This window comes from Streptomyces sp. MUM 203J (genome assembly GCF_022414595.1).
In the GTDB taxonomy this organism is placed as follows: domain Bacteria; phylum Actinomycetota; class Actinomycetes; order Streptomycetales; family Streptomycetaceae; genus Streptomyces.
The window spans coordinates 93,447-115,605 of the sequence record NZ_JADWYO010000008.1 but is presented as its reverse complement, the minus strand read 5'-3'; the positions used below and the strand labels follow the sequence as shown (position 1 = coordinate 115,605).

Below are 22,159 nucleotides of genomic sequence, written 5' to 3'. Positions count from 1 at the left end.
CGCCGCGAAATGCGCTCGGCGGCACACGGCGGGGCCGGGCACAGTGGCGCCATGGACGGACGAGGGCTGGACCACGACGGAACGATCGCACGCGAAGGGGCACTGGAACGGGTGACGACCGCGTTCGCCCCCGTCGTGGAGGCCGCCCGCACTCGGGTCGCCGAGACGTTCGGGCGAACGCGCCGCCTGCACAGCGCCTACCTCTACGGCAGCGTCCCCCGCGGCACCGCCACGCCCGGGGTCTCCGACCTCGACCTCCAGCTCGCGCTCCGCGACGAGCCCACCGAAGCCGACCGGGCCGACGCCGCGGCGGTCGAGGCCGTGCTCGACCGCGCCTTCCCGCAGATCGACGGCGTCGGGATCCTGCTGGCCGGTGCGCGGGCTCTGCTCAGCGACGCCGAACGCCACGACGGCGGGTTCTTCATCGCCTGTCTCTGCACCCCCCTGCTGGGTCCCGACCTCGCGGCGCGGCTGCCCCGTTACCGGCCCACGTCCCTGCTCGCGCGGGAGACCAACGGGGACCTCGCCCGTGTGCTGCCGCGCTGGCGTACCAGAGCGGCCGAAGCGGCCACGGACACCGACCGCAGGGCCCTGATCCGCCTTGTCGGCCGTCGCGTCGTCCGTACGGGATTCACCCTGGTCATGCCGCGATGGGGAGGCTGGACCAGCGACCTCGGCCGGTCCGCCGAGCTGTTCGGCCGCTACTACCCCGAGCGCCACGAGCAGATGCGTCTCGCCGCGTCCGTCGGCGTCGTGCCTTCGCCCGACCCGGCGGTGCTCGGCATGCTCGTCGACGACCTCGGCCCCTGGCTCGCCGCCGAATACACAGCCGTGCACGGCGAGAAGGCACCACGCCCCTGACTGGCGGCCGTGGTGGTCAGGGGCGCCGGTCGGCGTACCAGTCGACGCGGGTCCGGGGGGTGACGGGGAGGGCTTCGAGGACGGGGGTCCGCAGGATCAGGGCGGCGGTGTCCGCCGAGCAGGCGATGCAGGCGCAAGAGGAGGTCGCAGCCGGTGGTGACCGCCCAGGCGTGGTCCTCGGGCCACCGGGACTCCGGGCCGTCGTCCCGTGCCCTGTCGGCCGCCCGCTCCCGTCCGCCCTCCAGCCCGGCCCGGGTCGACGAGCGGCCCGGCCTCGCCCCGGACCAGCGCCGCCGGGTCGTAGGCGAAGAAGACGGCCTGGTCGCCGGTGACCTCGGCCAGACAGCGGGCCAGGGCCTGGCGGCTGCGGGCGTCGGGCACCCCCGCCCCGGTCCGCCGCAGGGAGTTCCCCGCGTGGGCCTTCCCGCCGGGGAGCGAGTGGTGGGACGGCTCCCCGTGGAAGAGGACGCCCGCGGCTTCGGCCCACTCCCGCCTTGAGCGGGTGCGGCCCGAGCCGTCCGCGGCCTCGAAGCGGTGGAAGATCCGCAGGTACGCCTCTTGTCCGGCCGGTACGAGTCCGGACACGATACGACCGGGGCCGGGCTCCTCGCGGCCGGGCCGCTGCCGGGGCAACTCCGTACCGTCGCAGGTCCGCTCCTCCGCCGTCGGCACACCGTCGATGCCCACGCACCCCGGCCCCACGGCGACGCCCCCGGGGCAGGCGCTGCCCCGGGGGCGTCGGTGCACCGCGTGGCCGTTACGCGCCCGCGTCGAGCAGGGCCGCCGCAGTGAAGAGTTCCACGCCCACCTTGATCGCGGACTCGTCCACGTCGAAGTTGCCCCGGTGGAGGTCCAGTTGGGTCGGGTCCCCGGGGCGGCGGACGCCGAGGCGGGCCATGGCGCCGGGGACGTGTTCCAGGTACCAGGAGAAGTCCTCGCCGCCCAGGGACTGCTCGGTGTCCTCGACCGAGTACGGGCCGCAGCGGCGTTCCATGGCCTCGCGGAGCAGCTCCGCGATCACGGGGTCGTTCACCACCGGCGGGACGCCGCGGACGTACTCGACCGTGGACTTGGCTCCGTGCAGGGTCGCGACCTCGTCGATCGCCGCGTACACCTGGTCCGGGGCGTCCCGCCAGGCCTCCAGGTCCAGGCAGCGGACCGTGCCGCCCAGCTCGGCGTGCTGGGGGATGACGTTCGGAGCGTGGCCCGCCTCGACGCGGCCCCAGGTCAGCACCAGACCGGAGCGGGCGTCCACGCGGCGGGAGAGGAGGGCCGGGACGTCGGTCGCCACCCTGGCCACGGCGGTGACCAGGTCCGTCGTGAGGTGGGGGCGGGCCGTGTGGCCGCCGGGACCGTCCAGGGTGACTTCCAGACGGTCGCAGGCGGAGGTGATGGGGCCCACCCGGAGACCGATCTTGCCCGCGTCGACCCTCGGGTCGCAGTGGACCGCGATGATCCGGCCCACGCCGTCCAGTGCCCCGGACTCCACCACGCCCACCGCGCCGCCCGGCAGGACCTCCTCCGCCGGCTGGAAGATCAGCCGGACCGGGCGGGGCAGCCGGCCCTGGCGGTACAGGTCGGCCAGGACCAGGGCGGTGCCCAGGACCGTGGTCGTGTGGACGTCGTGGCCGCACGCGTGCGCGCGGTCCGGGACCGTGGAGCGGTACGGGACGTCGACCTTGGTGTCCGGGATGGGCAGGGCGTCGATGTCCGCGCGGATCGCCAGCATCGGCCGCTGACCGTCCCACGTGCCGATGTCGCAGGTCAGGCCGGTGCCCCCGGGGAGTACACGGGGGCGCAGCCCCGCCGCCTCCAGCCGGGCTTTGATCGCGCCGGTCGTGCGAAACTCCTGGTTGCCGAGCTCGGGGTGCATGTGCAAATCCCGGCGGAACGCGATCAGCTCCGCACGCAGGTCTTCCGGCAGCGTGCCGGGGAGGGGCGATTCGCCGGGAACGTCGGCTTCGGTCTCGCGGGACATCAACTTGTTCACCCATCAAAGGGTAGGCGTCTTTACCCCTCAACTGACGTGTGATCTACAAAACTTCAGCCCGATAGGGGAAAGAAGGCAGGTCGGGTGGGCTTGAAGGGGGGTCCGAGTGGGTAAGCTCACGCCTTTTGGGCTTGCGTCGATCTTGGCCGGTTCGGTGATGCGGCCGGGTCCACCCGGGAAGTTAACAGTCGTTTACACCCCGGTCAGCGACAGCCCGTGCGCCGAGCGCGCCGTGTCCGCCACCGCCCGCAGGAACCCGCGCGCCCGCGGCGGTGCGCCCGCTCTCAGCCACTCCGGCGCGATGTCGCACACCGTGATCGTGACGCCCGTGCCCGCCAGGGCGGCGGGCAGCGTGTGCACCACCGTGGACGGGAAGCTCAGCACCGTACGGCTGGTCGGGCCGCGCCGGGCGACCAGCTCCAGCGGCAGCTCCGGACGGATCACCTCCAGGCCCGTTTCCGCCGCGATGCGGTGCAGCTTCGCGGCGCTCTCGCGGCGGTGCGCGTAGTAGCGGTTCAGCCCGTGGGTCCGCGCCAGGGCCGCCACGGCCTCCGCGTACCTGTCGGGGTCCACCACGCCCGTCTCCACCAGCGACGTGCCCACCAGGTCCGCGCCCCCCGTCACGCGCGGCGGGCCGAAGCGGGCCCGGGTCCAGGCGAAGGTGTTGCGGGTGACCTCGGTGCCCGGCGGCGCCGCCTCCAGCGGAAGGGACGTGAAGATCTCCACCGTCCGGTCCTTGCCGGGCGCCATCCGGCGGCGTGCCACGGCCGTGACCGGCGCCAGGGCCAGCTCGCGCGGGCCGCGGCCCGCCCCGCGGTGCCAGCGCACCAGCCGCTCGCCCCGGCTCAGCCGCTCCGCGTACTCCATGGTCGCCGTGCCGTCGTCGACGACCGTCAGGCGGCGCGGGGTGAACAGCGACAGCAGCAGCTGCACGTACCGGGAGAAGGGGTCTCCGATCAGGACGTGCCCGGCGGCGCGCAGCAGCGGCGCCAGGTCCCGCAGGGTGCCCGGCAGGGACCCCTCGCCGCCGCGGGCCTCCTGCCAGCGCACGGTGACCCCCTCGTCGCGGGCCAGCTGGGCCATCCGGCGCAGCTGGCCCCGCGACATGGGGTCGGTGGGCGGGAGGACGACCAGGGTCAGGGGCTTGCCCGTCCCGGCCGGTCCTCCCGCCTCGCCTGCGGGGCGCGGCTCGGAGGAGAGCCGCGTGTACGTCCACTCCAGGACGTTCAGGAGCTGGACCGGGCTCTCGACGAACGCAAGGTGCTCGGTCGGCCGGCTCATGCCGGGGCCATCACGCGGCGCAGCTTCTTCATGGGGGCCAGCTCCGACTCGTACACCCGCTTCACGCCGTCACCGAGCGCGGTCTCGATGGTGCGGATGTCGCGCACGAGACGGCTGAGGCCCTGCGGCTCGACGGAGGCGGCCTGGTCGGAGCCCCACATCGCGCGGTCCAGGGTGATGTGACGCTCGACGAAGGCCGCACCGAGGGCGACGGCGGCGAGCGTGGTCTGGAGGCCGGTCTCGTGGCCCGAGTAGCCGATCGGGACGTTCGGGTACTCCTGCTTCAGCGTGTCGATCACGCGCAGGTTCAGCTCCTCGGCCTTCGCCGGGTAGGTGGAGGTGGCGTGGCACAGCAGGATGTTGTCGCTGCCCAGGACCTCGACCGCGTGGCGGATCTGCTTCGGGGTGGACATGCCCGTGGAGAGGATGACCGTACGGCCGGTCGCACGCAGGGCGCGCAGCAGCTCGTCGTCGGTGAGGGAGGCGGAGGCGACCTTGTGCGCCGGGACGTCGAACTTCTCCAGGAACGCGACGGCCTCGGTGTCCCACGGGGAGGCGAACCAGTCGATGCCCCGCTTCTTGCAGTGCTCGTCGATGGCGCGGTACTCGTCCTCGCCGAACTCGACGCGGTGGCGGTAGTCGATGTACGTCATCCGGCCCCAGGGGGTGTCGCGCTCGATGTCCCACTGGTCGCGCGGGGTGCAGATCTCCGGGGTGCGCTTCTGGAACTTCACCGCGTCGCACCCGGCGTCGGCGGCGGCGTCGATGAGGGCGATGGCATTGTCCAGGTCGCCGTTGTGGTTGATGCCGATCTCGCCGGTGACGTAGACCGGGTGGCCGGGGCCGGCGGTGCGGGTGCCGAGGGTGCGGTGACGGATGTCGTTCATGATCAGCTTTCCTTGTTGCGGGGTGGGGTGAAGCCGGTACGGGAGGTGGTTCCGGCACGGGGACGGTGGGCGGCGCGGCGGCTCACGGCGTGGCCGGGCGCGCGGTCAGCTCGGGGCCGAGGAGCCATCCGGCGATCTCGCGGACGGCGCCCTCTCCGCCCGGGACGGTCGTCACGGCACGTGCGGCGGCCCGTACGGCGCCGTGCGCGTTCGCCACGGCGACCGGCCAGCCGACGAGCCCGAAGCAGGGCAGGTCGTTCACGTCGTTGCCGGCGTACAGGACCCGCTGGGGGTCGACGCCGTACTCCTCGCACCAGTGCTTCAGGGCGAGGTCCTTGCGGTCGATGCCGTGCAGGACGGGGACACGCAGCTTGCGGGCGCGGGCGGCGACGACCGGGTTCTGCTCCGTGGAGAGGATCAGCAGGTGCAGGCCCGCCCTGCGCAGGGCGGCGATGCCCAGGCCGTCGCCGCGGTGGACCGCGACGGTCTCGCGGCCGTCCGCGTCGACCAGCACACGGTCGTCGGTCTGGGTGCCGTCGAAGTCGAGGACCACGGCGTCGACGTCTCCGAGGACGGGGGTGTCCGCGGCGTCCAGCAGGGGGGCGAGGGCGCGGGCACGGGCCAGGTCGTGCGGGTCGTCGATCTCCAGGACCCGGGCGGGGTCGGTGGGCACCAGGGTGGTGCGGCCGAAGAAGCGGTGGCGGTGGCGGCGGAACCCCCGGGCGTCCATGGCGTACGCGGCGCCGGTCTCCAGCAGTTCCGCGGGGCGGTCCTGCCGACGGGGGCGGGACGCCTTGTCGTGGTTCACCCCGGAGGCGCCCTGCGGTGCCGGTTCCCCGGTCTCGGGGTGCGGGGCCGGGGTGGGCCCGAGGGCGCCCGCCCCGGAGGGCACCGCCTGAGCGTCGGGGCCCGGGCGCCACACGAAGCCGTGGAACGGGGCCGCCGTCAGGGCCGTGTCCGCCTCGCCGTCCAGGACCTCCGCCGCGACCCCGTCCACGTCCCCCGCCGTCAGGAACGGGCTCGTGCACTGGACCAGGAGGACCACGTCCGCGGCCCGGCCCGTCAGGTGCTCGTGTGCGTCCAGGGCGTGGAGGAGGGCCGCCTCGCTCGTGGCGGTGTCGCCGGACAGCTCGGCGGGGCGGGGGACGGGCAGGGCGCCGGCCGCGCGGGCCGCCTCGGCGATCGCGGGGTCGTCCGTCGAGACGGCGACGTCCGTGACCAGGTGGGCGCCCAGGCAGGCCCGTACCGCGCGGGCCACCAGCGGGACGCCGCCCACGGGCGCCAGGTTCTTGCCGGGCACGCCCTTGGAGCCGCCGCGCGCGGGGATGACCGCCAGGACGGTACGTCGTTCGGTCGAGGTCACGGTCACAGCTCTCCCAGCCTGCGGATCAGCGGCGCCACACGCTGGACGCCGTGCCGGTAGGCGCCGCGCGCCGTCTCCCTGACGGCGTCGCGCAGCACCCGGCGTACTCCAGTGGTCTCCGGCCCGGCCTCGGCCGCCTCCAGGCGGTGTCGGGCCAGCACCCCCGGCAGATAGCCGGGGGCCGTCGCCGCCGTGTAGTACGGATCCACGGGCGGCAGTTCGTCCTGCTTCAGCAGGTCCTCGATCCGGGCCCGGGCCGCCGCGAAGGGATCCGAGGCGGGCGCCCGCAGGCCCTGGTCGGTCAGCCAGTCCTCGTCCGGCACGGGCTCCTCGCCCGCGTCCAGCCGGTCCCAGGAGGTCAGCAGGCCCGAGCCGGTGAAGTAGTGGTTGCCCAGCGCCTCCCGTACGCCCAGGTCGCTGAGCAGAGCCGTCGGCACACCCCGGTGCAGGGCCTCCATCGCGGCCGTCGAGGAGACCGTGACCAGCAGGTCCGTACGGTCCAGGACATCGCCCATGTTCCCGTACACCAGGCGCAGGTTGGGCGGAAGCGTCAGACCGCGGGCCAGCTTCTGGTACGGGAGTTCCTCGATGTGCGTGGTGTGCTCGCCCGGCTTGGAGCGCAGCTTCAGCAGCACCTCACGGCCCGGGTGCAGCCGGGCGTATCCGGCCAGCCGCCGCAGCAGGTACGTCCGGTCGGCCTTCGAGACCGGTACTGAGGGCTGCGCGGCGAACACGACGGTGTGGCGCCCCGGTATCGGCTGGTAGGGCTTGCCGCCAAGGAAGGGGAGCGCCGCCTCGGTCACCGATGACGCGTCGGCGCCCACACCCTCGTACACCGCCCTGAACCGGCGCGCGTCGAACGGCGAGTTCGCGAGGACCAGGTCCGCGCCGTGCCGCAGGAGCAGGCCGTCGGTGAGCTTCTCGTAGACGACGCCGACATAGCCGGTGACGGTCACCGGGCGCCGGTCCGGGACCAGTTCGGCCAGTCCGTGCAGCACCGCCTGGACGGTGCCGCCGACCAGGGCCAGGACGACGACGTCGTACCGCTCTTCCCTGACGGCACGGAGGAACTCCGCCCCGGTGACCTCACGGGGCGTTCCCAGCCCGGTCTCGGCGAGCTGCCGGGCCGTCGGGGTCGCCCGGCCGCGCAGGGCGAAGCCGGTGATGTCCGGGGCGGATTCGGGCGGGGAAAGGCGGCGCGCGGTCTGCGCGCCCCATTTCCATCGGGTGTCGGAATCCGCGATGACCGCGATCCGATACGTGAGCGAGGGCACGACGAGGACGTTAGGAAGGGATTCCGCTTCGCAGCCCAACTCAACGGCAACAAAGAGTGAACAGAAGCTTGCCGCAGTCTGGTTAAGCGCCGCGCCGCCCATTGTTCACCTGGCGTCCCTCCGCCGGTCGGAAAGAGGGATCGGGTGGCCGCCTAGCGTCCGTCGGGTGGTCAAGCTCTCCGTCATCGTGCCGTTCTACAACGTGCGGCAATACGCGCCCGACGCCCTGCGGAGTCTGCGCGCGAACGTACGTGCCGACTTCGAGTTCATCCTGGTCGACGACTGTTCGACGGACGGGACCGGGGAGATCGTCGAGCGCGCGGCGCACGACCTCCCCGGTGCCGTCCACGTCCGGCGCGAGGAGAAGGGGGTGTCGGCGGCACGCAACCAGGCGATGGGACTGGCCCGGGGCGAGTACGTCACCTTCATGGACGCGGACGACTGGGTGGCGCCCGGGTACTTCTCCCGACTGGTGGGCGCCATCGAGGAGTTGGGCTGCGACTTCGTCCGCACGGACCATGTGCGCTGCACCGGGAACGCGCGGGAGATCCAGCGGGTGCCGTTCGGTCCGCGCAACGTCGTGGTGGACCCGAGGGACGTGATCCTGCCGTCCGACCGCTCGACCCCGGTCGACTACCCGTACTCCTGGGCGGGCGTCTACCACCGACGACTGGTGGACGAGGGGCTGCTGCTGTTCCCCGAGCACCTGCGGACGGCGGAGGACCGGCCGTGGATCTGGCGACTGCACCGGGAGGCGAAGTCCTTCGCCGCGGTGGACCTGCTCGGCATCTTCTACCGGCGGGGTGTCACGACCTCGCTGACACAGATCGGTGACACCCGGCAGCTCGATTTCATTCCCGCATTCGATCAGGTCGTCGAAGAGACCTCGCAGGACCCGGAGGCGGACCGTTTTCTACCGAAGGTGATCCGTACGTATTGCGCCATCATCGCGCATCACCTGAACACGATCGAGAAATTCGAACCGGCGGTCGCCCGGAAACTGCGGGCGCAGAGTTCGGCCGCGTTGAAGCGCATGCCGCAGGATCTGCTGAAGGAGGCGCTGGACTCGATGGACCACGAACGCGCGGCCCGGCTGCGGCGGCTGCGGCGCCGGCCCGTCGGGGCGGAGGTGGCGGCCTGATGGCCCGTACGACGCAGATCTTCTGCGCCTCCACGCTGTACGGGGTCGCCACACTGGCCGCCGCGCTGGACGCGGACCGGTTCGGCCCCGCGGACCGGCGGATCCTGCTGGTCAGCAACAACGCGGCGAACCCGGAGATCAGCCCGTCGGTCGACACGATGGACGGCTTCGAGCGGCTGCGGTCGCGCTTCGACCGGGTGCTGTCCTGGAACGAGGCGATCCATCCGTTCCATCCGGTCGGCTGGTCACCGCGCGCCAACGACACGGTGCTGTTCGAGCGGTACCTGCGGCTGCTGTGGGGGCTCGGGGACGACCGGGTCGAGCTGGCCGTCGAGTCCATCCAGGTCAACCCGGCGACGGCACTGTGCCAGGTGTTCACCGGGGCGCCGGTCGACGTGTACGCGGACGGGCTGATGAGCTACGGTCCGACCCGCTTCAAGATCGACCCGCTGGTCGGTACGCGGGTGCGGCGGGTGCTGCATCTGGACCTGGTGCCGGGGCTGCGGCCGTTGCTGCTCACCGAGTTCGGGGTGACGGCGGAGACGGTGCCCTCGGACGTGTTCGGGAAGGTGCTGGCGGAACTGGCGGATTCGGGCGTCGCATTGCCCTTCCCTTCAGGGGAGCGCCCCGCCCTGCTGCTGGGGCAGTACCTCTCCGCGCTGAACATCCTGACCGGGGAGGAAGAGGAGGAGCTGCACGTCCGGATGCTGCGGGGAGCGCTCGCACTCGGCCACACCCGGATCGTGTTCAAACCGCACCCGACGGCACCGGCGCGGTGGTCGCGGCTGCTGGAGGAGGAGGCGGCCCGGCTGGGAGCCGAACTGGTGGTGCTGGACGTGCCGTTGCTGGCGGAGGTCGTGTACCGGCGGATGCGGCCGGCGCTGGTGGTGGGCTGCTTCTCGACGGCACTGCTGACCGCGCACACCCTGTACGGCCTGCCGGTGGCGCGCACGGGCACGGACCTGCTGCTGGAGCGGCTGACCCCCTACCAGAACAGCAACCGGATCCCGGTGACGGTCGTCGACGCGCTGGTCCCGGACCTGGAGGACCGCGCGGCCGTCGGGGCCCAGCGCCTCGACCCGTCGGCGGTACGGCTCCAGGAACTGGTGGACACGGTCGGGTACGCCATGCAGCACAGGATCTACCCGGACCTCCGCCCCCAGGCCGAGCGCTATCTGAGGTCCCGTCTGTCCCCACACACCTGGCGCTACTTCAAACGTCGCCGCCTCACGGCTCTGGCCCTCCCGGGCGGCGTGCCCCAGCAGCTCGGCTTCATCCCGCGCAACCCGACGGTACGCCGCATGGCCCGCCGGGCGCGGGCGCTGAAGAAGGCCCTCGGGTGAGCGGCACGACGGACCTCGCCCCGGCCGCGCCGCGCCCTCGGGCCTGGCCCGCCGGAGCCCCGGCGTCCCGCGCGGCTCCTCGGCGCCGAGCTCGTCGTCCGCGCCCGCCCGGACCTGGAACGGCGTGAACCCGAGGCTCCTGAGCGTGCCGGTCCGGCCGGGGCGGGCCGCCGCGTCCGGAAGGACACCGTGCCGTGCGGAGCGCGTGACGGTGAACATCCTGGCTCCCGCGGCACTGCCTCACCCGGCGTGAGGGCCGGGCGCCGCGGCTACGCGCTCGCGAGGGACAGCTTCACCGCGAAGCCGAGGAACAGCGCCCCCGCCGCGGAGGTGGCCCCGGCCGAGAGCCGCCTGCGGCGCCGGAAGGCGGCGGCCAGCTTCGTGCCGCCGAAGATCAGCGCGCTGAGGTAGAGGACGCTGGCGAGCTGGGCGAGGGTGCCGAGGACGACGAAGGACAGCGCGGGGTAGGCGTAGGCCGGGTCGACGAACTGCACGAAGAAGGCGATGAAGAACAGGATCGCCTTGGGGTTGAACAGGCTGATGAGCAGGGCGCGGCGGAAGGGCCGCTCCTCGGTGGCGGCGGAGGCCGGTCCTCCGGCCTCCGCGTCCGGCTCGCGCCGGGTGCGCCACATCCCCCACGCGGCCCGCAGCATGCCGATGGCCAGCCAGGTCAGGTACCCGGCCCCGGCGTACTTGACGATCCCGAACAGCAGGGCGTTGGCCTGGAGGAGCGACGCCACACCGGCGGCCGACAGAGTCATCAGCACGGTGTCCCCGCACCAGACCCCGGCCGCCGCGGTGTACCCGACACGCACCCCGCGCCGGGCGGCGATGGAGAGGACGTACAGCGAGTTGGGCCCGGGCAGCAGGATGATCAGGAGCAGACCCGCGAGGTACGTGGGAAGGTCGATGACGCCGAACATGAGGGGAGTGTCGCACGGAGGTACGGCACCCCCCTCGGTGTTCCGCAGACCGAGACGGCCCAGCACGCCATGGGCCGCCGCCGGTTCGGGCGCGCGGAGCGCGCCGAGCGGGACCCGTCAGAACGCGTCCGTCGGGACGTACGTCCCCCAGACCTCCCGCAGCGCGTTGCAGACCTCGCCCACCGTCGCCCGGGCCTTCAGCGCGTCCTTCATCGGGTAGAGGACGTTGTCCGTGCCCTCCGCGGCCTTCTTGAGGGCCGTGAGCGCCGCGTCCACCGCCGCCTGGTCCCGCTCTGCACGCAGCTTCGCGAGACGGTCGGCCTGCTGGGCCTCGATCGCCGGGTCGACGCGAAGCGGCTCGTAGGGCTCCTCCTCGTCGAGCTGGAAGCGGTTCACGCCGACGACGACCCGCTCCCCGGAGTCCGTCTCCTGCGCGATCCGGTACGCGCTGCGCTCGATCTCGTTCTTCTGGAAGCCGCGCTCGATCGCGTTGACCGCGCCGCCCAGCTCCTCCACCTTGCCCATCAGCTCCAGCGCCGCGGCCTCCACCTCGTCGGTCATCTTCTCGATGACGTACGAGCCCGCGAACGGGTCGACGGTCGCCGTCACGTCCGTCTCGTACGCCAGCACCTGCTGCGTACGGAGGGCGAGCCGGGCGCTCTTGTCTGTCGGCAGCGCGATGGCCTCGTCGAAGGAGTTGGTGTGCAGCGACTGCGTGCCGCCCATGACGGCGGCCAGGCCCTGGACGGCGACCCGGACCAGGTTGACCTCGGGCTGCTGGGCGGTGAGCTGGACGCCGGCGGTCTGGGTGTGGAAGCGGAGCATCCACGACTTGGGGTTCTTCGCCCCGAACTCCTCCTTCATCACCCGCGCCCAGATCCTGCGGGCCGCGCGGAACTTCGCGACCTCCTCCAGGATCGTCGTACGGGCCACGAAGAAGAAGGACAGACGGGGCGCGAAGTCGTCGACGTCCATCCCGGAGGCGACGGCCGTGCGGACGTACTGGATGCCGTCGGCCAGGGTGAAGGCGATCTCCTGCGCGGGCGAGGCCCCGGCCTCCGCCATGTGGTAGCCGGAGATCGAGATGGTGTTCCACTTCGGGATCTCGGCCTTGCAGTACTTGAAGATGTCCGCGATCAGGCGCAGGGACGGCTTGGGCGGGAAGATGTACGTCCCGCGCGCGATGTACTCCTTGAGCACGTCGTTCTGGATCGTGCCGGTCAGCTTGTCGGCACCGACGCCCTGCTCCTCCGCGACCAGCTGGTAGAGGAGCAGCAGCAGCGCCGCCGGGGCGTTGATCGTCATCGACGTGGACACCCTGTCCAGCGGGATGCCGTCGAAGAGGACCCGCATGTCCTCGACCGAGTCGATGGCGACGCCCACCTTGCCGACCTCGCCGTGCGCGATCGGCGCGTCGGAGTCGTGGCCCATCTGGGTCGGCAGGTCGAAGGCGACGGACAGGCCCATGGTGCCGTTGGCGATGAGCTGCTTGTAGCGCGCGTTCGACTCGACGGCGGTGCCGAACCCGGCGTACTGCCGCATGGTCCACGGGCGGCCGGTGTACATGGTCGGGTAGACGCCGCGGGTGTACGGGTACGCTCCCGGCTCCCCCAGCCTCTCCGCCGGGTCCCAGCCCTCCAGGGCGTCCGGCCCGTACACCGGCTCGATGGGCAGACCCGACTCCGACTCGCGCGCCATGTGCTGTGACCTTCCGGTAGACCTACTCGCAGGTATCTCCGACCCTTCGCGACGGACTGTAGCGGCGAGCGTGCGACCGGTGGAGAGCCGCACGCTGGGAGCTTGCTCACAGCCGCGCGTACGGAGGGGGTGACCGGTGCGTACGGGCGCGCCTCCGGGCTCCGTCACAGCCTCGTCACAACCGCCGCGGGCGCAGGCAACCAGTTCGGGCAGGGAAGTATCCCTACGAGCGGAAACGACTGAACCCCGGGGGGGATCCGATGCATCGCCGTACGTTCCAGGTCCAGAGAGTCCCGTCGTCCCGCAGCGGCGTGGTCCGCAGGGCGCTGCTGGCCGCGGCCGCGGTCGCGCTGGCGACGGGCTGCACCGCTCAGGCGGTCGGGGCGGCGGGCCAGCCGTCCCCGGCGCCGTCGGCGGCGCCGTCGGGTGCGCCGTCGCCCTCGCCGGCGGTGCCGTCGGCGTCCGCGCCCTCGCCGTCCACGGGGTCGCCCTCCGCGGAGTCGCCCTCCGCGGGGACGCCCTCCGCGGGGACGCCGTCGGCGCCCTCGCCGGGGGCCTCGTCCGGCAGCCCGTCGGCCTCCTCCCCCGCCTCCGTCCCCGCCGATGACAAGCCGTCCGGCGGCCGGATCCTGATGGCGAAGGGCGCGGAGAACGAGCAGGTACGGGAACTCCAGGCGCGGCTGCGGCAGATCGGGCACTTCCACCGGGCTCCGACCGCGTTCTACGGCACGATCACCACCGAGGCGGTCTCGGCGTTCCAGAGGAAGCGGGAGCTGCCGGTGACCGGGAAGGTCGACGAGACGACCTGGCGGCGGCTGCTCGCGATGACCCACCGGCCGACCGCCGACGAGCTGCGGCCCGCCACCTCCAACCCGCTGGCCAAGCCGGACGAGCGGTGCATGACGGGCCGGGTGCTGTGTATCAGCAAGGAGTCCCGGACCCTGGCGTGGATGGTCGACGGCAAGGTGATCTCGGCCGTGGACGTCCGCTTCGGGGTGGAGGGCACGGAACTCGCGACCCGTGAGGGCACGTTCAAGGTGGACCGCAAGGAGCGGACCTGGACGTCGACGCTCTACCACACGCCGATGCCTTACTCGATGTTCTTCAGCCGGGGACAGGCGGTGCACTACTCCTCGGACTTCGCGGCGCGCGGCTACAACGGCAACTCCCACGGCTGTGTGAACGTCCGTGACAAGGAGCGGCTGGCGAAGCTGTTCGACGAGGTGCGGGTGGGCGACAAGGTCGTCGTCTACTGGTGACCCGCGAGGTCCCGGACGGGAGAGAGATGGGCGCGGGCGGGACCGGGGGAACGTGTCCCGCCCGCGCCGAATGCGCTGAGCCGTAGGTACGGGGGGAACCCCGGCTCTTTCTTGCGCCGCCGATGACCAGTCGGCTCACTCAGTACTGCGTCACCCGCTCGAAAAGTGTCACACCTCTGGGAAACTTTTCTGAATTCGCAGGTCAGAGGGGGTGCGCCCGCAGCCGGAGCCCGACTCCGGCCCGCCCGGTACTTGAGCGCGAGCGCCGTTCCCGGGCGCGCGTCGGAGGTCTGGGGACGGTTCCCCCGGCTCCGAGAAGGGCGCGGGTCCGGGAGAAGAACCCCCGGAGGCTCTACGGCCTGGCGCCCCTGCCGGGAGTCGGCTTCACCGGGTCACGCGGCGCGGGCCGCCGGCCCTGCGCCCCTTCACCCTCGCCGTCGCCGTCGCCGTCGCCGTCACGGTCGCCCGCCCCCGCGCTCTTGTCCGCCCCGGTTCCGCCGCTCTGCCGCCCCGCGCCCAGCACCTGGTCGCAGTAGCGCTGCACGCCGCCGTCGGTGCGGGCCGCGGACTCGAGCTGCCGGCGCCGCACCTCGTCCAGATGCCCGTCGCGGAAGTCCCGGCAGGCCTGCGCGGTCCGGTCGGGCAAGGTGGCCCCGGGGGTCCGGTCGGCGCCGTCACGGTCACCGGCGTGGTCGCCGCTCCCGTCCGGGTCGCCTGGGCGGTCCGTACGGGTGCCGCCATCGTTGTCAGCCGACGCTCCGCCGGGTTCGGTGACCATGCCGCGGCCGGGGGTCTCGCCCGGGGACGGCGAGGTCACGCCGGGGGAAGGCGAGGTGCCGGGACTCTGCGGCACCGGAGGCGTGACCCAGCCGGGCGGCCGGACGGCGGGTTCCTCGGCGATCCGGTGCCCGGGGGTGAGCGACGCCGACGCGGCGGGCGTCGGTTCGGGCCGGGGGTCGCCGCCCAGTGCGGGCAGCACACCGGTGCCCGCGGCGACGGCCACGCCGCCCACGGCCAGCCCGGCGACCGACGCGACGAGGCCCCAGCGGGCGGGCCGCAGCCACCGCCCGGCGCGGCTCCCGGAAGCGGACACGGAGGCCTCCGCGCCGGCCGGACCCGCGGCCTTCGCCGCCCGGGCCGCGCGGAACGCCACCAGGGCGTCCTCCTCGCCCGGCAGTTCACCGGCCGGGCCGGCGGCGGTGAGCGAATCGGCCCGTACGCCGTCCAGCGCCTCCGCGAGGCGTTCGGTCTGCAACCGTGTGTAATCGTCGGTGGCGACGACGGACTCGCCACGCAGCAGTCGCTCCGCCGCCTCGTGGTCGAGCCATCCGTACCGCTCGTCGGCCATCACATGTCCTTCTGCGTCCGCGCGCGCAAATGCGTCACAGCGCGACGCGTCACCGGGGTCCGCGCGCCGGACCTGCCCCGGGGCCCCGGCTGGGGCGGTACGCCGCTCAGCGGCAGGCCGCTGCCCTGTCCCGGTTCGGCGGCGGCGCCCAGCAGTTCGGCCAGCCGCTTGAGGCCCCGGTGCGCGGCGGTGCGCACCGCGCCGGGGCGTTTGCCGAGCGTCTCGGCGGCGGTTTTGGCGTCGAGCCCGACGACGACACGCAGGATGACCGCCTCGGCCTGGTCCTGCGGCAGCTGGGCGATCAGGCTCATGGTGTGGCCGGTCGCGAGGGAGTCCATGGCCTCCAGGGCCGTGTCGGCGTCGGCGGGTTTCTCGGCCAGCTCGGTCTCGTCCCCGCCCTGCGCGGGGCGCCGCCCCCGCATCCGCAGATGGTCGAGGGCACGGTTGCGCGCGATCCGTGCGGCCCAGCCGCGGAAGCGGTCCGCGTCGCCGCTGAACCGGTCCAGGTCCCTGGCTATCTGCAGCCAGGATTCGGACGCCACGTCCTCGGCGTCCGGTTCGCCGACCAGCGTGCGTATGTATCCGAGCAGCCGCGGGTGCACGGCGCGGTACACAGTACGGAAGGCGTCCTCGTCTCCGTCCTGTGCCGCGAGCACTGCGGCGGTCAGCTCCGCGTCGTCCCCCAGCACTCCCACTACCTGTTCTATAGCGCGGCAGGTCAACCCAGGCCGCTCCGCCCGGCGCGCAGCAGCACGCTACGTGCTGCCGCTACGTCTCGTCCATGTTTGTACAACATGGAACAGCTTCGGTCGCAGGGTGGTGTGACAGAAAACGCACCGGCGGCGCTGAAAGGAATACGGGGCCGCCCTGCGGCTCCGCGGACGGCGACCGGGGCCTCTCCTGTGGGGGGTGGCGGCCCCGGTCGTCCTCCCTCCGCCTCTCCCCCGTTCTCCGGCTTTCATTCTTCCGGCCCGGTACGGCCGAGCCGCGCTGCGAGCCTTTTGAGCCCCCGGTGCGCGGCGGTGCGTACGGCACCGGGGCGCTTGCCCAGCACCCGCGCGGACGTGGGCGCGTCCAGTCCGACGACCACGCGCAGCAGCACCGCCTCCGCCTGGTCGCGTGGCAGACCCCGGATGAGGGCGAGCGCCCGCGCGGTCGACAGGGACTCCAGGGCCGCCCCGGCGGTGTCGTGCCGGTCGGGTATGTCGAGCAGTTCCGCCTCGCTCCCGGACGCGCGGGGGCGCCGCCGCCGACGGCGCAGATGGTCCAGGGCCCGGTGCCGGGCGATGGTCATGGCCCAGCCCCGGAATCCCGCGCCGTCGCCGTGGAACCGCGCCAAGTCACGGGCGATCTCCAGCCACGCGTCGGCGGCCACGTCCTCCGCGTCGTCCCCGACGAGCACCCGCACCGACGCGAGCAGCCCCGGCTGCACCAGTCGGTAGACCTGCGCGAACGCGTCCTCGTCGCCCCCTTGCGCGCGTGCGACCGCAGTACCGAGCTCCGCATCGTGTCCCCCCACACCGACCTCTTCGCGCCGCGTGTCCGGTTCGTGCCCCTGCACAGGACTGCGTGTGGACGTGTCGAAGTGTCACAGGGCAGGGCAGGCGGACGAGGCGAGAAAGCACCGCGACGGCTGGAACCCCCACTCCGTGCCCCGGCGGCGCCTTCACCGACGGACCCGTCTGTCCCAAGCGGCGGAAATCAGGTATTCAAGTTTGACTACATGAACCGCCGGGCATGCCTGCTTCACCCCAGCACATAGTCAAACTTGACCAGTGGAGCCCGTATGACCCTCCTGCCCGACACCGGATACACCCCCACCCCCGAGGACCGGGCGAGCCTGGACGCCTGGTTCGCGGAGTACGACGCCCGCAGCGGCCGGCGCGACGTCGAAGGCATGGCCGACATGGCGGTGTTCCCGCTGAACCTCGTCAGCGACGACACGAAGGGAGACGGCCGGTCGGCACAGTGGGACCGCGAGCGGTTCGTGGCGACCATGACGCACGTCATGGGGGACGGCGCCGAGGACATCGTCTTCGAGTCGGCCCGCACGCCCGTGTTCCTCTCTCCCGCCATGGCCGTCGTCTTCACCGACTCCGTCATGACGGCGGGCGGCGAGACCCGGCACCTCCGGTACGCCGACGTCCTCGTCCGGAAGGAAGACGCGTGGGCGTTCCAGACGATGATCCAGGGGGGCTGGGGCGACAACCTCTGACGGCTGCTCAGGCGGCGGCTCCGGCACCCCGTCCGGCGGCTCGTCGATCTCGCGATAATGCGGGCGTGAACACTCCTCCGGTGCCCCTCCCCGCCGAGCGGATACCGCCCGGCACCGCCGAGTGGCGGTCGGCCGACGCACGGCGCTGGCTGGCCGCCGTTCCCGCGCCCTGGGCCCATCCCCTGTGGGCGACCGGCGCGTTGGCCGCCGCGACCGTCTGGACCATGGAGAGCGGACCCGAACAGCCCTGCACCACGGCCTCGCCGTGCGGCGCCGAGGACTGGCTCGGGTTCGCCTTCTTCGCCGTGCTGCTGCTCACCTTCTACTGGCTCTGGCGGCAGCCCCGGCTCGCGCTCGCCGGGCTCGGCGGGCTGCTCGCCGCGTTCCTCGTGGGCGGCGACGACGCCGGTGACGTGGTCGCGGACCCGTCGGGGCTCGGGTTCACCGCGGCGCTGGCGTTCGCCGCCGCCGGGCTCGGCCACCGGCTGTCCGCCGCCGCCCGGCAGCGGGCGCTGGCCCGTGAGGCCGCCGGGCCGGTGGTGGCCCCGCTCCCCGACGCCGCCCGCGGGTTCCGGCGCGGGCGGGTGTCCCTCGTGCTGGCCGCCCTGCTGCTCGCCTCGGCCGGGTACGGCTACTGGCAGGTGACGGACGAGATCGCCGCGTACGAGGAGCGCGCCGCCCGGCTCGTCCCGGTGACCGCCGAAGTCACCGCGAACAGGGTGAACGACGACGAGGTGGACGTCCTGACCCTCGACACCGGGAGCCTCGGCACCCGCACCGTCGAGACCCTCTACCCCGGGGACTTCCCCGTCGGAAGCCGCGTCGACGTGCTCGTCGACGGCGACTGGACCCGGCTCGTGGCGGAGCCGTACGACACCGTCGACGGGGAACTGCTGACACTGGCCGCGCTGGTCGCGGGGCTGGGGTTCTTCGCCAACGGGGTCGACGGGCGGTCGCGCGCCGAACGGCTGCGGCGCGGGCCTCTCCCCGTGCTGAAGGTGCTGGTGCGCGAGGGCGAGGACGACGGCCGTGTGTGGGTCTACGCCGCCGACGACCCGACCGGCGCGCGGCCCCTGCTGCACTTCCACACCCTGTACGCCTCCGACGGAGAAGAGGACGAGGAGGAGGACGCCGACGGCGAGGGGGACGCACGCGAGGGGCTGCGGCGGCTCGGGGCGATCCTCAAGGGCGAGGAGCCGCCCGCGCCGCTGCGGGAGGCCGTCCTCTACGGCGTCCCGTACGCCGGGGCCGAGCTCGCCTTCGTCGCGCGGGAGGACGAGGACGACGCCGAGGTGTCGGTGGAGTGCAGTGTCACCGCCGTGAAGCCCGTCGTCCCCAAGCTGCTCACCGGCCGTGCGCCCCGCCCGGAGCGGAAGGTTCCGGGCAGCCCCTCGGACGGACGCCCCGCCCATGGCCGTACGACACCTCCGCAGCGGCCCATCCAGGAGATCGCCGCCGGGATGGCGCCGACCGCCGCACCCCGGGTGTGGTCCGCCCACGGCATGTCCCGGGCCGTGGGGCTGTGCCTGCTGGCGTTCCAGGGCGGCAGCATCTGGGGCATCGTCGACGACGGGCTGTCCTGGAGCTGGCTGCTGCTCCCGCTCACCGTGCCGTGGCTGACGAAGTCCGTGTCCACCGCGCTCGGCTGGCGGGTGACCGCCGACCGCGACGGGGTGTGGATCACCGGCCCGTGGCGGGTGCGGCACCTGCCGTGGGACGCGGTCGCGGCGGTGTGGCACAAGGAGGACGGCATCCGGATCGACCCCGTGAAGGGCGAGCGGATCGGCCTGTCCCCCACCGGCTGGTCCTGGCTGGAGCGGCGCCTCGGGCGCGAGCCGCACGCACAGCGCACCGCCGACGAGCTGCGGGCGCTGCTGTACGACCAGGGCCTGCGGCCCCTGGAGGAGGCCGGGCCCGGGCAGCAGGGCATGCCGCTCGGCCCCGTGCTGGTCGCGGTGTCCGTGGTGTGGGGCACGGCGGTGCTGCTTCTGCTGTGACGTTTCGGCCCGTAAGGCTCCGGGCCCCGAGCTCAGGCCGTGCGGGCCCGCCGGGAGACCACCGCCTGGAGGACGCGGCGGCCCTCGGCGGACAGGTCCAGTGCGCGGCGCAGTCCGTGGGTGGCGCCGTCCGCGAGGACCTCCAGCACGCGGGCCTGGCGGCGCAGTTCGCCTGCGGCCAGGGGGCCCGCGCCGTCGGGCTCGCCCGTGCGGCAGCGCTCCAGTAGGCCCGCGGGGTCCGTGTCCTGCGCCCCGGAGCCGAGGCGGTGATGGACCTCCAGCGCGGCCAGCGAGCAGGCGTCGGCCCAGGTGCGCAGCCCGGGGGCCGCCCACTGGGCGGGGGCGGCGTCCAGCATGGCCTTCACCAGCCGGGCCTCGGGTCCGTCCCCGGCGGCCGGGCCCACCGCGTCCCGCGCCTCCGCCAGGCGCTGCGGCCACTCGGCGCCGCCGCGCGCCACACCCACCCACAGGGGGCGCAGCTGGTCCCCGGCCTCCGGGACGAGCAGAGGGAGGCAGCGGTCCAGGCAGGCGAGCGCGGAGGCGGCGAGGCCGCGGTCGTCGGCCTGGGCGAGCAGGTCCACCAGGTGGGGGGTGGGGGTCATGACAGTCTCCCGTCGCGGTGCGGACGCCGGTACTCCCCTTACTGCGCCGCGACCCCGGAAAGCGTCACGCGCCGTGTCCATCCCGTGTCGCAGCCGTGACGTCGCCGTTCCCCTGCCCCGCCCCTTCCCGCCTGCGCCGATGTGCGGCGCCGCCGCGTGAACGGCCCCGCCCCGGGCCCCGTCGCCGCGGATCCGCCGCCCGTCCTCAGACTCCCCCGGAGGGGGCACCCCCGGACGGGCCGGCAACGCGCCCCGCCAGCTCCGTGAACGCCTGCCAGCTCAGCTGCGGGGACCGCGGGTCCCAGACCCGCTGGGCCAGGGCCCGCAGGGGCAGGCGGATGCCCGCCGCGACCTGGGCCTGGGTCTGGGCGTTCGCCAGGTCGCACCAGACGGCGAACCGGGCGCCCGCTATCCGGGACGAGTAGCGGGACGGGACCGGGCTCGTACCGCGCAGCACCAGGGGGTTCCAGGCCTCGTAGATCTCCCGGCCCGTGGGGTACGTGAACTGGTTCGGCTCACCGAGGACGTAATAGAGGTACCGGTCGTTGACGTTCACGACCGTCCGGCCCTCCGCCAGGTACTCGGACGGGGGGCGCGCCCCGATCTCGCGGCCGGTCCAGTACTCGACCTCGATGCCCTGGTCCGCGCGTACGACACCGCCCCGGAAGAAGCCGTCGTTCCAGGCCTTCGGCTGCTTGCCGGCCGTCCGGACCACCGCCGCCCGGTCGTTGAGCCAGCCCGTCGCCAGGTCCTGGACACCCGCCCCGGCGCCGTACCTTCTGCGTGCCTCGGCGGCGAGCGCCGGGTACGCGGCATCGGGGTCGCGCGCCATGAGCGCCGCGTACTCGTCGGCGCCGACGTGGAAGTACGGGCCGGTGAACAGCTCGGCGTACTCGCGGAGGAGGTCGTCGACGAGCCGTGCCGACGCGGGGTTCGCGATGTCGATGGCGCCGCGCGGCATCGTGCCGGCGGCGCTGCGGAGCCGCAGCGCGGGGTGGGCGGCGAGGACGGCGCCGAGGTGACCGGGCGAGTCGATCTCGGGGATGACGGTGACGTGCAGGGAGTCCGCGAGGGCGATGATCCGGCGCACCTCGGCCTTCGTCAGGTGGGGACTCGACACCACCTCGGGGTGGGACGTGGACTCTATGCGGAACGCCTGGTCGTCGGAGAAGTGCAGCCCGAGCTGGTTGAGCTTCAGGTCGGCCATCTCCCGTATCCGGTCCTCCAGCCATGCCGCGGTGAAGTGCTTCCGGGCTATGTCGACCATCAGTCCGCGCTGCGGGCGGTCGGGCCGGTCGCGTATGACGCCCTCCGGCACGGCGCCGCCGGACCGTACGGCCTGCTTGACCGTGCGCGTGCCGTAGAAGACGCCCGCCTCGTCGGGGCCGCTGATCCGCACCCGGCCGTCGCGGACCACGAGCGCGTACGACTCCGGGCCGCCGCCCTGCCGGGTGTCCAGCGCCAGTTCGATGTCGCCCGCCCGCGCGGGCGTCTCGCCCCGGTGGTCGAGCCCCAGTTCGCGGGCGAGCAGCCGGGCCTCGTCGTCCAGGACGCCGCTGCCGGGCGCGACGACCACCGCCCGGCCGGGCTCCGGCCGCCATCCGGGGCCCCGGGCGGCGGCGTGTTCCCGCACGGCGGGGATGGTCAGGGGCGGTACGGACGGGGGGTGGGTGCGGGTGGGGGCGGGCGTGGGCGTCCCGGGCGGGGTGGGGGACCCGGGCCGGAGCGAAGGGGAGGGAGTAGGTGCCGTGCGGGGCCGGGTGGCCGCCGTCGGAGCCGTACCGCCGTCACCGTCGCCGCCGCAGCCCGCCAGGCCGCCGGACAGCGCCAGGGTGACCGCCATCAGCACCGTCCTACGCAGCGTCCTGTTCACGCACCCGCCCTTCGTCGGTCACTCCGCCGCACCCCGACACGCCGAGTGCGTCCATCCCTCGCGTTGAAACTCTGCCTTCCGGGTGAAATACGGAAGGGCTTCGG

Annotated in this window: 20 protein-coding genes; 6 read left to right on the top strand and 14 right to left on the bottom strand. The window is 73.5% G+C overall.

Annotated features, from left to right (window positions below; translation table 11 throughout):
* The first annotated feature begins 51 nt into the window (after nt 1-51).
* A complete protein-coding gene (locus I3F58_RS07425; protein WP_240107441.1) occupies nt 52-861 on the top strand; it encodes a nucleotidyltransferase domain-containing protein in 810 nt (269 codons plus the stop codon).
* A 96-nt stretch (nt 862-957) separates the two neighbouring features.
* On the opposite strand, the gene I3F58_RS07420 is transcribed toward I3F58_RS07425, so the two are convergent.
* The 6 genes from I3F58_RS07420 to I3F58_RS07395 form a co-directional block, all read right to left on the bottom strand.
* Nucleotides 958-1,548 (bottom strand): hypothetical protein, encoded by a 591-nt coding sequence (locus I3F58_RS07420; RefSeq protein WP_240107440.1) that lies wholly within the window; start codon nt 1,546-1,548, stop codon nt 958-960.
* 70 nt (nt 1,549-1,618) lie between these two features.
* A complete protein-coding gene (locus tag I3F58_RS07415; RefSeq protein ID WP_240107481.1) occupies nt 1,619-2,839 on the bottom strand; it encodes a M20 family metallopeptidase in 1,221 nt (406 codons plus the stop codon).
* Between the two features lie 204 nt (nt 2,840-3,043).
* Nucleotides 3,044-4,132 (bottom strand): hypothetical protein, encoded by a 1,089-nt coding sequence (locus I3F58_RS07410; protein ID WP_240107439.1) that lies wholly within the window; start codon nt 4,130-4,132, stop codon nt 3,044-3,046.
* Nucleotides 4,129-5,019 (bottom strand): N-acetylneuraminate synthase family protein, encoded by an 891-nt coding sequence (locus tag I3F58_RS07405; RefSeq protein ID WP_240107438.1) that lies wholly within the window; start codon nt 5,017-5,019, stop codon nt 4,129-4,131. The genes I3F58_RS07410 and I3F58_RS07405 overlap by 4 nt, the downstream gene beginning before the upstream one ends.
* An 82-nt stretch (nt 5,020-5,101) precedes the next feature.
* A complete protein-coding gene (locus tag I3F58_RS07400) occupies nt 5,102-6,382 on the bottom strand; it encodes an acylneuraminate cytidylyltransferase (RefSeq protein WP_240107437.1) in 1,281 nt (426 codons plus the stop codon).
* A 2-nt stretch (nt 6,383-6,384) separates the two neighbouring features.
* On the bottom strand, nt 6,385-7,656 hold the full coding sequence (locus I3F58_RS07395) for a DUF6716 putative glycosyltransferase (RefSeq protein WP_240107436.1): 1,272 nt from the start codon (nt 7,654-7,656) through the stop codon (nt 6,385-6,387).
* Nucleotides 7,657-7,822: 166 nt separating this feature from the next.
* On the opposite strand from I3F58_RS07395, the gene I3F58_RS07390 reads away from it, so the two are divergent.
* On the top strand, nt 7,823-8,797 hold the full coding sequence (locus tag I3F58_RS07390; RefSeq protein WP_240107435.1) for a glycosyltransferase family 2 protein: 975 nt from the start codon (nt 7,823-7,825) through the stop codon (nt 8,795-8,797).
* Nucleotides 8,797-10,140: an alpha-2,8-polysialyltransferase family protein gene (locus tag I3F58_RS07385; RefSeq protein ID WP_240107434.1), complete on the top strand. Its 1,344-nt coding sequence runs from the start codon at nt 8,797-8,799 to the stop codon at nt 10,138-10,140. Before I3F58_RS07390 ends, I3F58_RS07385 begins: the two co-directional genes overlap by 1 nt.
* A gap of 269 nt (nt 10,141-10,409) precedes the next feature.
* On the opposite strand, the gene leuE is transcribed toward I3F58_RS07385, so the two are convergent.
* The 3 genes from leuE to I3F58_RS29595 all read right to left on the bottom strand — a co-directional run bounded on the left by leuE (nt 10,410) and on the right by I3F58_RS29595 (nt 13,371).
* The gene (leuE, locus tag I3F58_RS07380) at nt 10,410-11,063 is read right to left on the bottom strand and encodes a leucine efflux protein LeuE (protein ID WP_240107433.1); all 654 of its coding nucleotides are present in this window, start codon (nt 11,061-11,063) and stop codon (nt 10,410-10,412) included.
* Nucleotides 11,064-11,180: 117 nt separating this feature from the next.
* Nucleotides 11,181-12,761, bottom strand: a complete 1,581-nt coding sequence (locus I3F58_RS07375; RefSeq protein WP_240107432.1) for a methylmalonyl-CoA mutase — start codon at nt 12,759-12,761, stop codon at nt 11,181-11,183.
* Nucleotides 12,762-13,131: 370 nt separating this feature from the next.
* Nucleotides 13,132-13,371: a hypothetical protein gene (locus tag I3F58_RS29595; RefSeq protein WP_308354961.1), complete on the bottom strand. Its 240-nt coding sequence runs from the start codon at nt 13,369-13,371 to the stop codon at nt 13,132-13,134.
* A gap of 22 nt (nt 13,372-13,393) precedes the next feature.
* Between I3F58_RS29595 and I3F58_RS29590 the strand changes: the two genes are divergently transcribed.
* On the top strand, nt 13,394-14,020 hold the full coding sequence (locus I3F58_RS29590; protein ID WP_308354960.1) for a L,D-transpeptidase family protein: 627 nt from the start codon (nt 13,394-13,396) through the stop codon (nt 14,018-14,020).
* 352 nt (nt 14,021-14,372) lie between these two features.
* Here I3F58_RS29590 and I3F58_RS07365 read toward each other — a convergent pair whose 3' ends face one another.
* The 3 genes from I3F58_RS07365 to I3F58_RS07355 all read right to left on the bottom strand — a co-directional run bounded on the left by I3F58_RS07365 (nt 14,373) and on the right by I3F58_RS07355 (nt 16,887).
* Nucleotides 14,373-15,368 carry a hypothetical protein gene (locus I3F58_RS07365; RefSeq protein WP_240107430.1) on the bottom strand — a complete coding sequence of 332 codons (996 nt, stop codon included), beginning with the start codon at nt 15,366-15,368 and terminating at the stop codon, nt 14,373-14,375.
* Nucleotides 15,368-16,057: an RNA polymerase sigma factor gene (locus I3F58_RS07360; RefSeq protein WP_240107480.1), complete on the bottom strand. Its 690-nt coding sequence runs from the start codon at nt 16,055-16,057 to the stop codon at nt 15,368-15,370. Before I3F58_RS07360 ends, I3F58_RS07365 begins: the two co-directional genes overlap by 1 nt.
* Nucleotides 16,058-16,326: 269 nt before the next feature.
* Nucleotides 16,327-16,887 carry an RNA polymerase sigma factor gene (locus tag I3F58_RS07355; protein WP_240107429.1) on the bottom strand — a complete coding sequence of 187 codons (561 nt, stop codon included), beginning with the start codon at nt 16,885-16,887 and terminating at the stop codon, nt 16,327-16,329.
* Nucleotides 16,888-17,154: 267 nt separating this feature from the next.
* Here I3F58_RS07355 and I3F58_RS07350 point away from each other — a divergent pair, with 267 nt between their 5' ends.
* Both I3F58_RS07350 and I3F58_RS07345 read left to right on the top strand, forming a co-directional pair.
* Nucleotides 17,155-17,583 carry a nuclear transport factor 2 family protein gene (locus tag I3F58_RS07350; RefSeq protein WP_240107428.1) on the top strand — a complete coding sequence of 143 codons (429 nt, stop codon included), beginning with the start codon at nt 17,155-17,157 and terminating at the stop codon, nt 17,581-17,583.
* 65 nt (nt 17,584-17,648) lie between these two features.
* On the top strand, nt 17,649-19,580 hold the full coding sequence (locus I3F58_RS07345; RefSeq protein ID WP_240107427.1) for a hypothetical protein: 1,932 nt from the start codon (nt 17,649-17,651) through the stop codon (nt 19,578-19,580).
* Nucleotides 19,581-19,612: 32 nt separating this feature from the next.
* Here the strand turns inward: I3F58_RS07345 and I3F58_RS07340 are convergent, their stop codons facing one another.
* Both I3F58_RS07340 and I3F58_RS07335 read right to left on the bottom strand, forming a co-directional pair.
* Nucleotides 19,613-20,182 (bottom strand): hypothetical protein, encoded by a 570-nt coding sequence (locus I3F58_RS07340; protein ID WP_240107426.1) that lies wholly within the window; start codon nt 20,180-20,182, stop codon nt 19,613-19,615.
* A 205-nt stretch (nt 20,183-20,387) separates the two neighbouring features.
* Nucleotides 20,388-22,025, bottom strand: coding sequence for a glycoside hydrolase family 20 protein (locus I3F58_RS07335; RefSeq protein ID WP_240107479.1), 1,638 nt, complete (start codon nt 22,023-22,025; stop codon nt 20,388-20,390).
* Between the last annotated feature and the right edge of the window lie 134 nt (nt 22,026-22,159).